10 protein-coding genes and 1 pseudogene are annotated in these 13875 nt (G+C 72.9%); 10 read left to right on the top strand and 1 reads right to left on the bottom strand.

From position 1 onward, the window contains the following. Positions 1-2 precede the first annotated feature (2 nt). Positions 3-1436 (top strand): hypothetical protein, encoded by a 1434-nt coding sequence (locus ACFVWU_RS33810; protein ID WP_387627930.1) that lies wholly within the window; start codon positions 3-5, stop codon positions 1434-1436. Here the strand turns inward: ACFVWU_RS33810 and ACFVWU_RS33805 are convergent. After that, complete coding sequence (locus ACFVWU_RS33805; RefSeq protein ID WP_387627929.1) at positions 1433-2656, bottom strand: hypothetical protein; 1224 nt, start codon at positions 2654-2656, stop codon at positions 1433-1435. The genes ACFVWU_RS33810 and ACFVWU_RS33805 overlap by 4 nt on opposite strands. Positions 2657-3194: 538 nt before the next feature. On the opposite strand from ACFVWU_RS33805, the gene ACFVWU_RS33800 reads away from it, so the two are divergent. The 9 genes and pseudogenes from ACFVWU_RS33800 to ACFVWU_RS33760 form a co-directional block, all read left to right on the top strand. Next, positions 3195-5093 carry a putative Ig domain-containing protein gene (locus ACFVWU_RS33800; RefSeq protein WP_387627927.1) on the top strand — a complete coding sequence of 633 codons (1899 nt, stop codon included), beginning with the start codon at positions 3195-3197 and terminating at the stop codon, positions 5091-5093. Between the two features lie 148 nt (positions 5094-5241). Further along, positions 5242-5712 carry a hypothetical protein gene (locus ACFVWU_RS33795; protein ID WP_387627926.1) on the top strand — a complete coding sequence of 157 codons (471 nt, stop codon included), beginning with the start codon at positions 5242-5244 and terminating at the stop codon, positions 5710-5712. A gap of 177 nt (positions 5713-5889) precedes the next feature. Continuing rightward, positions 5890-7572 (top strand): phospholipase D-like domain-containing protein, encoded by a 1683-nt coding sequence (locus tag ACFVWU_RS33790; RefSeq protein WP_387627925.1) that lies wholly within the window; start codon positions 5890-5892, stop codon positions 7570-7572. A gap of 172 nt (positions 7573-7744) precedes the next feature. Further along, the gene (locus ACFVWU_RS33785; protein ID WP_387627923.1) at positions 7745-9358 is read left to right on the top strand and encodes a DUF4157 domain-containing protein; all 1614 of its coding nucleotides are present in this window, start codon (positions 7745-7747) and stop codon (positions 9356-9358) included. A 7-nt stretch (positions 9359-9365) separates the two neighbouring features. Continuing rightward, positions 9366-10271, top strand: a complete 906-nt coding sequence (locus ACFVWU_RS33780) for a TIR domain-containing protein (protein WP_387627922.1) — start codon at positions 9366-9368, stop codon at positions 10269-10271. A gap of 214 nt (positions 10272-10485) precedes the next feature. Beyond that, the gene (locus tag ACFVWU_RS33775; protein ID WP_387627921.1) at positions 10486-12027 is read left to right on the top strand and encodes a threonine/serine exporter ThrE family protein; all 1542 of its coding nucleotides are present in this window, start codon (positions 10486-10488) and stop codon (positions 12025-12027) included. Between the two features lie 280 nt (positions 12028-12307). Then, positions 12308-12463, top strand: coding sequence for a DUF6131 family protein (locus tag ACFVWU_RS33770; protein WP_387627919.1), 156 nt, complete (start codon positions 12308-12310; stop codon positions 12461-12463). A gap of 205 nt (positions 12464-12668) precedes the next feature. Next, on the top strand, positions 12669-13607 hold the full coding sequence (locus ACFVWU_RS33765; protein ID WP_387627918.1) for an ABC transporter ATP-binding protein: 939 nt from the start codon (positions 12669-12671) through the stop codon (positions 13605-13607). After that, positions 13604-13875 (top strand): annotated as a pseudogene (locus ACFVWU_RS33760) (ABC transporter permease); the annotation flags it as partial. The gene ACFVWU_RS33765 and the pseudogene ACFVWU_RS33760, both read left to right, overlap by 4 nt.

The raw sequence follows: 13875 nt of genomic DNA, 5'->3' as shown, positions 1-13875 counted from the left end.
CCATGGACACCGAAGCCACCGGTGTGGCGGCACCCGACACCTCCTCGCCGGGCGGCCTGGCCCGCACCATCCGCCTCGGCCGGGCCGAATTCGCGCCGCTGGTACGCCACGTGGACCTGCCCGAGCCCGGCGTGCTGTCACCGCTGACCGACCTGTGCGCCCCGGGCCCGGACACGACCGGTCCGGTCCGCGAAGTCGCCGAACTGCTCCGGGAGTTCACCGGGTTGCCCGCCGCCGTCGTGCGGATGGCGCTGCTCCCGCTCGCCGTCCCCGACCGGGTGGTGGACGCCCGCAGCGCCCTGTTCAACAGCGCGCCGACCCAGTGCAGGCTGTACGCGTCGCGCCGCTCCGAGGACGTCTTCGTCGGCCTGCGGCCCGGGTTGGACGGCGGGTACGAGCTGCTCGCCCCGTTCGCGCCGCAGGACCTGGCCTGGTGGGTGCAGCTCCAGCTGCAGTTCTCCAGCGGCCAGCCGATGCCGCTGCCGGAGGAGGAGCTGACCGCCGAGCAACTGGCCTTCCTGCTGGTGCTGGTGGACGCGTACAAGACCGTCTTCTTCCGGTCCTTCACCGGGCGGCGGACGGAGCCGACGCCGGTCACCGTCTCCCTCGCGGACGTCCTGGAGGCCCAGCAGGACGCCCTGCGGGTGGCCGACCGGCGCTGGATCAGTCACGCCGTCGCGGAACTGTTCGCCTCCCAGCTGCACCCCGGCGGCCAGGCCGGTGTGCCCCTTCCGCCGGTCACCGCCGCCGTCGCCGAACGGGAGCTGCGCCGCTACGCGGAGGCCGGATACCTCGAACGGGCCGGGACCGGCGATCCGCCGGCCTACGAGCCCGGGCTCACCCTGGCGACCTTCGCCGGCACCCTGTTCACCTGGATCAGCCTGCTCTCGCTGCACGACGTCCAGGTGGTCGGCCATGAGGCGGGCCGGCCCGTCGCCCAGGAGGACATGGTCCTGTTCGTGGTGACCGAACCGACCGTCTGGGCCCTGGTCAGCCAGGGTCTCACCCGAGCCCGTGAGGACTGGTCGGCCGTCCGGTTCGGGCTGCGGGCGCTCGGAGTCGTGGAGGCGTGCGACCTGGCCGCCGAGTTCCTGCGGCCGATCCCGGACCTGAACCTGCCCGAGCAGGTCTACCGCCCGAGGACGGAGCCGGTGACGGTGGCGGCACCGGCGACCGGACCGCTCAGCCGCCCGCCCGCGTCCCCGGTGCCCCCCGGCCCGCCCGCCGCGCCCGCCTTCCGGCCCACGCACCGCGTCCCGTCCGGCGGCATGTCGGCCTGGACCGCGCCCGATCCGGCGCTCAAGGCCGTCACCCGGATCGACGGGAGAGTGGAGCTGCAGCTGCTCGAACGGGCCGGGGACTGGGCGCACATCGTCTGCTCCAACGGCTGGTCGGCCTGGGTGGACGGACGGCGGATCGAGGAGATCGGGGCCTAAGGGATCGTGAAGGTGTTCAGCGTGGTGGTGAGGACCGGCTGGTAGGAGGCCCAGTCGGAGTCGGGGGTGGAGAGGTAGATCGTGTACTCGGTGCCGTTCGGGGCGAGGAAGGACTGCGCGCCCACGTGGGACGTGCCGAAGGTGAACTCCCAGTAGGCGCCCGGGTTGCCCTGGTAGGTGTTGGCGCGCAGGTCGATCCGGGTGTAGCCGCCCTGCTGGGTGAGTGACTGTTCGATCTGGCGGAACCCGTCGAGGGGTGCCTGCCTGGAAGGGTTGGGGATGAGGGCGAACCGCAGCACATGGCCGCCGCTGTCCGGTGAGTAGTCTCCGCCGCCCATGCCGTTGTCGCTCCGCGTCCAGCCGTTGGGAGCCGCGAAGCTGAAGCCCGCCGGGTCGGTGGTTTCGGCGAAGCCGGGGGGTACCGAGGCCCCCGGGGTCTGCGGCGGAGCGGTCGACGGGGCCTGGGGCGACGGTGTCCCGGGTGTCGGCGGTGGGGTCGTGGGCGTCTGGGGTGTCTCGGGTGCCGACGGTGTCGTCGGTGCGGTGGCCGACGGCGGCGTGGACGGCGCAGTGGTCGGCGCCTGGTGGTGCGTACCGCGGCCGACCAGCAGGAAGACCAATCCGCCGATCAGCGCCAGCGCGAGGACCACCGCCGCGACCAGCGCCCAGGGCCGCCGCGCAGTCGGAGGCGGCTTACCCGTCGCCCCGGGCGCCGCGGTCGGCGCCCGGGGCGGCAGGGCCTCGGCGGTCGCCGGGCCGGCGGTGAAGCCCGCCGCCACCCGGTCGAGCATGTGCCCGGTCCACTCGGCGCCCGGCCGCTGCGCCGGGTCCGGGCGCAGTAGCGACGCGATGACCGGTGCGAGCGGACCGGCCCGGCGCGGCTCGGGCGGCTGCTCCGTCGGGGGCCGGCCCTCCACGGCCGTGTACAGCGTGGCCCCCAGCGACCACAGATCCGCCTCGGGGCCGGGCGGACGACCTGCGGCCCGCTCAGGCGCCAGGTAGTCGGGGGAGCCCTTGAGCGGCTCGGCCGCGAACGCGGTGAGCAGGGCTCGTCCCTGGTCCAGGACCACCCGGCTCGGCTCGACGCCCCCGTGCACCCGCCCCGACCGGTGCCCCTGGACGAGCGAGGCCAGGATCTGGGCGCCGACCCGGGCCGCCTCGCGCGGCGGCAGCGGGCCGTCGGCGGCGATCACTTCGTCGAGGGTCCGCCCATCGCCCATCGCAGCGCTCCAACCGTGCCTCGACCCCCACGGCCAGTCTCCCGCCGAACCCCACCGTGGGCCATCGGGTACTGGCTTCGCGGTCGAACCGGTCTTTCCCGTCACGGCGACTCCGGTCGTCGCGGTCCTTTTCCGTGGGTGATGCCGTCGCGCTCCGGGGCCGCGAACGCCGTTCACAGTCAATGATGAAAATGTTGAGGGTGTGACGTTTCACTGAATGGGAAAACAGTCTTCTGACCCGTATTCAGTGAATGGCTACACGCGTCAACTTGGGCGCGGACCGGGCCTTCCACCTGCCCGGATGCCCACTCTTAATATTTCCTTACCCTGCGCCGTTGACCCGCGTTCATCAGCTCTGCTTTCCTTCATGCCCAACAGGCGGCCGTCCATCGACGGGCAGTCAATTCCGGATGTCGGATCACATGCCGGATTTTGACGGTCGGTGGAATTCGCCGTCAGTTCCCTTCCCCACAAAGGGATCGCTCCACGGCCCCCCAGCCGTTCGGGCGATCGGTTACGAGAGAGGCACCCTCACCCCATGGGTCACTCCCGCAGTACGCGGCGCGCGAAGTACGCGGCGCTCACCGGAGTCGCGTCACTCGCGCTCGCCGCCGCAGGTCTCGTCGGTGCGGCCGGACCGGCCGCCGCGCAGGACATCTCCAGCTCCTCGGGCAGCACCGCCAACGAGTTCAACCCCTGGAACCCGCAGAACGGGCACCAGTACCGCCACGGCGCGGTGCCGGGCATGAAGCAGCACGAGAACTACAAGAAGTGGCTCGCCGCGCAGAACCAGGCCGCGGCCACCGGCCAGCAGACGCTGTCCTACGGCGGTGGCGTCGACGGCATCGGCGTGCAGAGCGGCCACTCCAAGGTCTACCTGGTCTTCTACGGCAACCAGTGGGGCACCCAGACCACCGACGCCAACGGGAACGCGAAGTTCTCGGGTGACTCGGCGGGCGCCGCCGGTGCCACCCAGCAGATGTTCAAGGGCATCGGCACCAACGGCGAGACCTGGTCGGCCGACCTGACCCAGTGGTGCGACGGCCCCAACGTCGCCTCCGGCGCGGTCAGCTGCCCGTCGAACGCCAACTTCATCCCGTACCAGAGCGGCGGCGTCCTGTCCGGCGTGTGGTACGACAACGCGGCCGCCTCGCCCAGCCAGGCCAGCGGCAACCAGCTCGCCCAGGAGGCCGTCAAGGCCGCCGGCCACTTCGGCAACACCACGGCCGCCTCCAACCGCGACGCGTACTACATCGTCCTGTCGCCGCACGGCACCAACCCGGACGACTACCAGAACCCCACCACCGGCTACTGCGCCTGGCACGACTGGAACGGTGACACCACCCTCACGGGCGGCGCGGCCAGCTCGCCCTACGGTGACATCGCCTTCTCCAACCAGCCGTACAACATCGACCAGGGCAGCAACTGCGGCGTCGGCTTCGTCAACTCGCCCGGCACGCTGGACGGTTGGACGATGACCCTCGGCCACGAGTGGCACGAGATGATGTCCGACCAGAACCCGGCCGGCGGCTGGACCAACCACGTGACCGGCAGCTCGTACAACGGCCAGGAGAACTCCGACGAGTGCGCCTGGATCAAGCCCGGCAGCACCGGCGGCGCCGCGAACGTCTCGTTCGGCTCCTACGGCAGCTTCGCCGAGCAGGCCAGCTGGTCGAACGACACCAACTCCTGCGCGATCTCGCACGCCATCCTGACCCACGGCAACACGGTCACCGTCACCAACCCGGGCAACCAGACCGGCGCGGTCGGCACCGCCGCCAGCCTGCAGGTCAACGCGAGCGACTCGGCCTCCGGTCAGACCCTGACCTACTCGGCCACCGGCCTGCCCGCCGGCCTGTCGATCAACTCCTCGACCGGCCTGATCTCCGGCACGCCGACCGCCGCCGGCACCTCCAGCGTGACGGTCACCGCGACCGACACCACCGGCGCCGCCGGCAACACCACCTTCACCTGGACCGAGTCCTCCACCTCGGGCGGCGGCAGCGCCGTCACCAACGGTGACTTCGAGACCGGCAGCCTGACCGGCTGGACCGCCGCCGGCTCCACCTCCGCCACCACGGGTGCCGCCCACAGCGGCAGCTACGGCGCGATGGTCGGCTCCACCAACCCGACCGGTGACTCCTCGATCGCCCAGACCTTCACCGCGCCGACCGGCTCCAGCAAGGTGTCCTTCTGGTACAGCAACACCTGCCCGGACACCGTGACCTACGACTGGGCCACCGCCACGCTGAAGGACAACACCGCCGGCACGACCACCACGGTCCTCGCCAAGACCTGCGCCGCCACCGCGACCTGGACCAACCAGAGCGCGGCCGTCACCCCGGGTCACTCGTACACGCTCACCCTGAGCAACCACGACGACAACTACCCGGGTGACCCGACCTACACCTACTACGACGACGTGACCGTCTCCTGACGATCGACGCGCCGAACGCGCCGGGGTGGGCCTTGGGCCCGCCCCGGTGCGGTTTTTTGGTCGTCGAGTTTTTGGCTGTCGAGGGATCCGATCCGGCCTCCGGTGCGTCGAATCGGCACCGCTCGCACATCGGCACAAGGGAACCACTGTGAACCTGAGAAGACCCACCGCCATCGCTCTGACCTGCGCCTGCGCCCTGCTCGCCCTGGCCGGCTGCGGCTCGGCCGGCACCTCGACGGCCTCGTCCGCTCCGGCGTCCACGACCGCTCCGGCGTCCACGACCGCGAGCGCGGGGGCCGCCGTCACCGCCGACGAGCACGCCAACCACACCACTCTGAAGGTCGCCGTCGGCACGACGATCTCCGTCGACCTGCACAGCACCTACTGGTCCGCCGCCACCAGTTCCGCCCCGGACGTGGTCAGCCCGGCCGGCTCCCCGAGCACCTCGGCGTCCCCCTCCTGCCGCCCCGGCGGGGGCTGCGGCACCGTCTCCGCCTCCTTCACCGCCCGCACGCCCGGCACGGCCCACCTCGCCGCCTCCCGCACCATCTGCGGCGAGGCCCTCAACTGCGGGCCGGACCAGCGCGCGTACGACGTCACGATCGAGGTCACCGGCTGACGGACCGTCCGGACGGCCTTCCTGATCCACCGCCACGTCCCTGGCCTCGCCCCCGAGGCCGGGGACGTCGTGGTGTGCCCGCCTTGATGGGACCCTGACATCACATCAAGTTACTTTAGGGTAATTTAATGGTGTCATCCGGGTGAACGTCCCCGGCCTCTCATGAAGGACTTGTACGTGCTCGATCACCAGCCCCGCCGTTCCGGCCGCCGTCTCGCCGGTTCCGCGCTGGCCCTCGTCGCCGCCGTCTGCGCGCTGCCCGCCGCCCCCGCGCTCGCCGCTCCCGCTCCCGCGCCGGTTCAGGCCCAGGACCCGGCGCCGGCCGCACAGACCGACGCCACCCCGCACCTGGACGCGGTGGAACAGACCCTGCGTCAGGTGTCCCCCGGCCTGGAGGGGACGGTGTGGCAGCGCACGGCGGGCAACCGGCTCGACGCGCCCGCCGGCGATCCGGGCGGCTGGCTGCTGCAGACCCCCGGCTGCTGGGGCGACCCCTCCTGCGCCGAGCGCACCGGCACCCGCCGACTGCTCGACAAGATGCGGGAGAACATCTCGCGCGCCACCCGGACCGTCGACATCTCGACCCTCGCGCCCTTCCCGGACGGCGCCTTCCAGGACGCCATCGTGGCCGGCCTCAAGGCCTCGGTGGCCGCCGGGAACACGCCGCACGTGCGGATCCTCGCCGGGGCCGCGCCGCTCCTCAACATCACCGCGCTCCCGTCGAAGTACCGGGACGACCTGACGGCCAAGCTCGGTGACGCCGCCGGCAGCGTCACCGTCGAGGTCGCCTCGATGACCACCGCCAAGACCGCGTTCTCCTGGAACCACTCCAAGCTGCTGGTCGTCGACGGGCAGAGCGTCATAGCCGGCGGGATCAACAACTGGAAGGCCGACTACCTCGACACCGCCCACCCGGTCGCCGACGTCGACCTCGCGCTGACCGGTCCGGCCGCCGCCTCCGCCGGCGCCTACCTGGACACGCTGTGGGACTGGACCTGCCGCAACACCGGGACGTTCTCGGCCGCCTGGTTCGCCTCCACCAACGGCGCCGCCTGCACCCCCGACCTGGAGCAGCGCCTCAACCCGCCGACCGACCAGGTGCCCGCCACCGGCGACCTGCCGGTGATCGCCGTCGGCGGCCTGGGCGTCGGGATCAGCGGTGCCGACCCGGCCTCCGCCTACCGTCCGGACCCGGTCCCGAGCGCCACCGACACCAAGTGCGGGCCGATCGGCCTGCACGACAACACCAACGGCGACCGCGACTACTCGACGGTCAACCCGGAGGAGAGCGCCCTGCGCGCGCTGATCGCGAGCGCGAACAGCCGCATCGACATCTCCCAGCAGGACGTGACCGGCACCTGCCCGCCGATGCCCCGCTACGACGTGCGGCTCTTCGACCTGCTCGCTGCCAAGCTCGCCGACGGCGTGAAGGTCCGCATCGTGGTCAGCGACCCCGGCAACCGGGGCGCGGTCGGCAGCGGCGGCTACTCGCAGATCAAGTCCCTCAACGAGATCAGCGACACCCTCGCCGCCCGCCTCACCGCCCGCCTCGGCGACCCGGCCCAGGCCAGGACGGCGATGTGCCGGAACCTCCAGCTCGCCCCGTTCCGCGCCGCCCCCACCTCGACCTGGGCCGACGGCCACCCCTACGCGCTGCACCACAAGCTGGTCTCGGTCGACGGATCCGCCTTCTTCATCGGCTCCAAGAACCTCTACCCGGCCTGGCTGCAGGACTTCGGCTACCTCGTCGAGAACCGCACCGCCGCGACGCAGCTCAACGACCAGCTGCTCGCCCCGCAGTGGCAGTACTCGCAGGCCGCCGCGACGTACGACTACAGCCGCGGCCTCTGCCAGGGCTGATGTCCGTGACGGCCAGGGGCCCGGGCCCCTGACCGTCACGGTCCTCCGGCGGGCCGCCGCACCGGGAGGGTGCCCGGCGGGGCACCCGGGTCTGCCCTTCGGTCCCTGGCGTGGCGGCCGGGGAGCGCGTATGCAGGGAGGGCTGCAGTCCCAGCACGGGAAGAGGCCCCTCATGCACGCTCCCTCGCACGCCCGAGTCAACGTCAGGACCCAAGCCGCCGGACGCGCCGGTACGCCGGCCCGTTCCGTCCGCGGCGGCGGCCCGGCGCCGCTGCCGGGCCTGATGGCGCTGCAGGCCACTGCCGGGAACCGGGCCGTCGTCCAGATGCTCCGTCAGGCGGGGGCGGGAGGACCGGGCGGGCGGGTCGGCGGGGCGGTGCAGCGGTCCGCCGTCCACGACGTGCTGCGCACGCCCGGCCGTCCGCTGGACGCCGCCGTCCGCTCCGAGATGGAGGGCCGGATGGGCGCGGACTTCTCCGCCGTCCGCATCCACGACGACAGCGCCGCCCGTGCCTCCGCCGCCGAGGTCGGCGCCCGCGCCTACACCTCCGGTAACCACGTCGTCATCGGGGAGGGCGGCGGGGACCGGCACACCCTGGCCCACGAGCTCACCCACGTCCTCCAGCAGCGCCAGGGCCCCGTCACGGGCACCGACAACGGCTCCGGGCTCAGGGTTTCCGACCCGTCCGACCGGTTCGAACGCGAGGCCGAGGCCAACGCCGTCCGGGTGATGCGCAGGGCGGTGATCGGCGGGCCCGCCACGGCGGACCCGGCCGCAGGGGAACGCGCCGAGGAGTACCAGGACGAGCACGGCCATGACCACGGCGCGGGCCCGCGGGCCGGGGAAGCCGTGCTGCAGCGGGCGGGCGGCGTCTTCAAGCCGTTCACCGACATGGTGTTGAGCAACGCGGCGCTCGGCGGCCTCGCGACCGACGTCCTGCAGGGGTCCGGCTACGTCTACGCCAACGGCGGCACCCTCGGCAACTCGCTGTACCTGGAGAAGATGCTCAGCGACACCGGTGGCGGCTCGGCACCGGGCGAGCCCGTGGACATCACCATCATGAAGACGGCCGACAAGAAGCTGGTGCGCGCCAGGGGCCAGGACAACGTGGCCACCGCGATGCACGCGATCAACGCCGACTTCGTCGACGGTGCCAACTACACCGCCTGGAACATCTTCATGGGATCCGCCCTGTCCAACACCCAGGAGCACTTCCACAAGGTCGAAAGTCCGATTCGCACCTCGATGAAGCGTGGCACCCACGGGCTCGCCGCGGCCTACGAGCAGTGGATCGCCGCCAACCCGCCGATCGACCTGGGCGGCGACAACATCGGCTGGGCCGCCCCGGGGCAGGTCGTCCGGGGGGCGGAGACGAGCGCGAAGGCCCTGGAGCCGTACGCGGAGGACCACCCGAACCTCACCCACGTCCTGGACAAGGCGGCGCCGAAGAAGGACCCCAAGAAGACGTGGCCCAAGATGATCTACTACCGGGTCACCCCGAACTACACGTACAGCAGCAATCCCGCACAATGGCCCCAGTTCCTGAAGGAGAACCTCCAGGAGGCGCAGACGCTGGTGGACGAGGAGCAGGCCAAGCCGGTGAACGAGCAGGACCAGCAGGGACTGGCCAACGAGATCGCGGCCATGAACATCCTGCGGCAGCGGGCGCACCAATTGTTCCCGGAGACGTTCACCTGCGCGGCGGACTACTACCTCGCCTCCTACAACCCGCAGAGCCCCTGGTACCACAGCAACGATGCGGACAGCTACGACGCGGAGGTCTGAGGCACCGATGCCCCGCGACGAGCACGGCGACGAGCCCGACAAGCCCGACAACGAGCGCGACGAGTACGGCGAGGAGCACGGCATGGCACCCGGTCTGACGCACGGTGACGGCCCCGGCGGGCCGGCGCGCCGAGGGGTCTTCCTCGCCCACGCGCCCGCGGACGCCGAGCGGGCCGCGGCCCTGGACGCCCGGCTGCGCGCCGGGGGCGTGCGGACCGCCGTGGACGAGTCCCGCGACCTCTCCGACGGTCTGCCGGCCGAACCGGTGCTGCAGGAGCTGGGGGCCTGCGACCTGTTCCTGCTCCTGTGGTCCCGGGACGCGGCCGACGACCCCCACGTCCGGGAGCAGCGCCGGTACGCGGACTCGTTCGACAAGCCGTGTCTGGTCTGGCCGCTCGACGGGACGGCCCTGCCGCCCGGGCAACGTCCGGTGGAGCGGCTGCCACCCGGCGGCGACGCCTCTGAGGTGGACGCCGAGGTCCACCGGCTGCTGGGCACCCGGCCCACCGACGTGGGGGCCGGTGAAGGCCCCGGGTGGGACCGGACGGGCGGCGCGGCGGTGGAGCCCGGCCGCTGGGCGATCGAGAGCGACGCGCAGTACGGGGAGTCCCTGGAGCTGGATCTCGCCGCTTCGGCGGACGCCGGGGTACCGGACGACTCCGTCGAAGGCGGCCACCTGACGGGCACCCACCTGCGTGCGGGCCTGCGGGGCAAGGTCACCGGCCGCTGGTGGTTCGCCCGTACGGAGGGACGGCTCGACCTGGAGCTGGCGACCGCCTTCGGGCTGCGCCCGGTGTGCGAGCTGCGGCACCTCCAGCTCCTGGGCGGCGACGACCGCTCCCTCACCGCCGAGGACCTGCACGGCATCGCCGACCCGCGGCACTACCGGCTCACCCGGGAGCGGCCCAGCTGAGCCCCCCCGGGCACCGGTCGCGGCCGCCGGGCCTGCCCCACCCGCCCGAGCCGGTCTTCGGGTGATCGCACCAGCGCCCGGCGTCCGGCCTCACCCGGACGCCGGGCGCGCACGGGCCGCCCGCACTCCAGTCACAACGTTCACGAATTGATGACTCCGGGTACTCGAATGGATGCGAAAAGTAGCCGAGTGGGGGGTGGTGCAGGGAGCGACGATGCCGGAACACAAGCGGTTCGGCGTGCGGGCCGGGGCGGACGGTTCGGCCGGGCGACGCGTGCCGCGACAGGGACGGTCCGGTGAGGCCCAGAAGGCCGACCCCGCCCCCGGGGTGCGGAGCGAGAGCACCGACACCGACGCGGCGGCCCCCTGGCCCGACCAGATGCTGCCGTTGCTGCGTACCCCGACCACCGCCCGTCCGCTGGCCGGCGACGGCGCCGCGGCCGGCACCGACGCGGACGAGCCGGGGCCCGCCGAGGTGGCCGCCGTCCTGGACCTGGCGCTGCTGGTGGGCGAGCTGATGCTGGCCTGCGGCGAGGCGGCGGAGGACGTCGAGGCGGCCATGCTCGCCGTCGCGCGGACCTACCGGGCCCAGCCCTGCGATCCCCAGGTCACCTTCACCCGGGTGGCGATCTCCTACCAGCAGGGCCCCGGCGAGCCGCCGCTGACGGCCGAGCGGTCCGTGCACCACCCCGCCGGGGACTACGCGCGGCTGGCGGCGCTCTTCCGGCTGGTCACCGAGATCACCGTCGGCGGCCTCGGCGTGAACGACGCCCACCAGCGGCTGCGGACCGTGCGCCGGCACGGCCGCGGCTACCCCGCCTGGGCCCTGGTCCTCTCCTCCGGCCTGCTGGCCGGTACCGCGACGCTGCTGCTCGGCGGCCGGGCCGACGCCAGGGCCTGGCTGGTGTTCGTCAGCGCCGTCGTCACGGCCATGGTGGGTGACCGGCTCTCGGCCCTGGTCGGACGCCACGACCTGCCGAACTTCTACCGGATCGCGACGGCCGCGACCCCGGCCGCAGTGGTCGGCATCCTGATGTCCTTCAACCAGCTGCACCTGCGCGGGTCGGTGGTGATCACCGGAGGGCTGTACGCGCTCCTACCAGGATGGCCCATGGTGGCGGCGGTGCAGGACGGTCTCGCGGGCTTCTACCTCACCGCCGCCGCGCGCCTGTTGGAGGTGCTGTACCTGATGGCGGGCGTGGTCGTCGGGGTGATGACCGTGCTCTACATCGGCGTCAACAACGGCGGCGACCTGGCGGCCCAGGGCGTACCGGCGTCGGCGTCGAACCCGCCGCTCCAACTGGCGGCGGCGATCCTGCTCACCCTGACCTTCGCGGTGCTGCTCAACACGGAGCCGGGCACGCTGCCGGGGGTGATGGTCAACAGCGGGGCGGGCTGGACGACGTACAACGTGCTCGTCGACGCCGGCGGGGAGCCCATCGTGGCCACCGGCCTCGCCGCCGTGCTGGTGGGCCTGTCCGGGCAGCTCATGGCCCGGTACCGGGGCAGTTCCGCGCTGCCGTTCGTCACCGCCGCCCTGGGGCCGCTGCTGCCCGGGTCGCTGCTGTACTTCGGGCTGGTCGCCTTCGTCCGGGGCGAACCCGAGACGGGGCTCAGCGGCCTCGGGCGCGCCACGGCCACGGCGATGGCCCTCGCCATCGGCGTGAACCTGGGCCGCGAGGTGGCCCGGCTGTTCCTGCCGGCGCCGGGTGTGGCCCCGGCCGCCCGTCGGCGCAGGGGCCGCCACCGCCGCTGAGGAGCGGTCGACGGGCGTGAACACGCGGGGTGCCGTACGGCGTGTGGGGCGCGCTGACCGAGCGGGAACGCCGCGAGCTGTTCACCGGCGATCCCGGCCCTTCGGCCAGGTGACCTCCGGGGCCGGTCGGAGGTTTACCGAACCCGTGGAGCGGTAGACGCGGCTCATGGGACCGGCCGGAGACGTGACGGCTCCACCGCCCCGGGGCGGCGTCGGCGCGGAGCGCGCCGCAGCCAGCCTCTCCCGCAAACGTCCCCGTCACCATCAGGGAGGAGACATCGTGATCGCGCTCGGCGTCATCCTGCTCATCGTCGGCTTCGTCATCGGGATTCCGTTCCTGTGGACCATCGGCGTCATCCTGCTCCTCATCGGCCTCGTCCTGTGGGTCGCCGGGGCCGCCGGGCACGCCGTCGGTGGACGTCGCCACTACTACTGACCCGCCCTTCCGACCCGCCCGAGCGGCTGCCCGCGCCCGCATCCCGTCCCGCCGGCGCGGGCAGCCGCACGCGCCCGTCCGGCGACCGTCGCCGGACGGGCGCGGCCGGAGGCGACTGTCTGCTGTTCCACCTGTGTTCAACCACGCGCTCTGGTCTACGGCCTGTCAACGCCCTACCTTCCCTGGGGGACTGTGAGATGGGGCTATGGACGACACACAACTTGCCGTACGGGCACGTGGATTGACGAAGTGCTTCGGTGACGTCGTGGCGCTCGACGAGGTCGGGCTGGACCTGGCGCCGGGGCGGATCCACGGGCTGGCCGGGCCGAACGGGGCGGGGAAGACGACGCTGCTCGGGCTGCTGCTCGGGCTGGCCGTCGCCGACGGCGGCGAGTTGGAGGTGCTGGGCAGACCGGTCGGGCGGGCCCTGGCGGCGCCGCACGGCGTGGCCGGGTTCGTGGACGGGCCCGGGCTGTATCCGTCGCTGACCGCGCGCAGGAACCTGGCGGCGCTGGTGGCGCTGCGCGGGCAGGACGCGCGCGGGGGGCGGATCGACGAGGTGCTGGCCGAGGTCGGGTTGACGGACGTCGCGGACGACCGGGTGCGGGGGTTCTCGCTGGGCATGCGGCAGCGGCTCGGGCTGGCCGCGGCGCTGCTCACGGATCCGCGGCTGCTGGTGCTGGACGAGCCGTCCAACGGTCTGGACCCGGCGGGCAAGCAGCACGTCCACCGGGCGCTGCGGCGGCTCACGGGAGACGGGGTGACCGTGGTGCTGTCCAGTCACCGCATGGACGACCTCCAGGCGTTGTGCGACGAGGTCACGATCCTCGCGACCGGGCGGGTCCGCTTCTCCGGCCCGCTGGAGAAACTGGCGGCCGAGAGCCGTGAGCTGGAACACCGCCTGCTCACCTCCGATCCGCAGGCCGCGCGGCGGGTGGCCGCCGGCGCCGCGGGGGTGCGGGCCGTCGAGGAGACCGGGGCGCCCGGCGGGGCACTGGTCGTGCGCGCGTCGGGGCCGGCCGTCGAGGAGTTGGTGGCCGAGCTGGTACGCGCGGGCGTGGGGGTGCGCGAAGTCGCGCCCGTGATCCCTCCGTTGGAGGCCGCGTTCCTCGCGCTGACCGAGCGGCAGGAGGGGCTGGAATGACCACGACCATCACCACGGCCACGTCCCGTGCCGGCGCCGCGCCGGAGGCGGACCGGGTGCCGGTGAGCCGCGTGTACCGCTTCGAGGTGGTCAAGCTCGTCTCCCAGTGGCGGATCCGGCTGCTGATCCTGGCCTGTTGGACCCTGCCGGGCCTGTTCACGGCCGCGGTGGCCCAGCAGGGCACGCTGCCGTCCGACACGCTGTTCGGCCGCTGGATGCACGCCACCGGCTGGGCCGGCCCGCTGGTGGTGCTGGGCTTCTCCGGCTC

Origin of the sequence: Kitasatospora sp. NPDC058190 (genome assembly GCF_042883685.1) — a bacterium.
GTDB lineage: Bacteria > Actinomycetota > Actinomycetes > Streptomycetales > Streptomycetaceae > Kitasatospora.
This window is presented reverse-complemented; position numbering and strand designations above follow the sequence as displayed.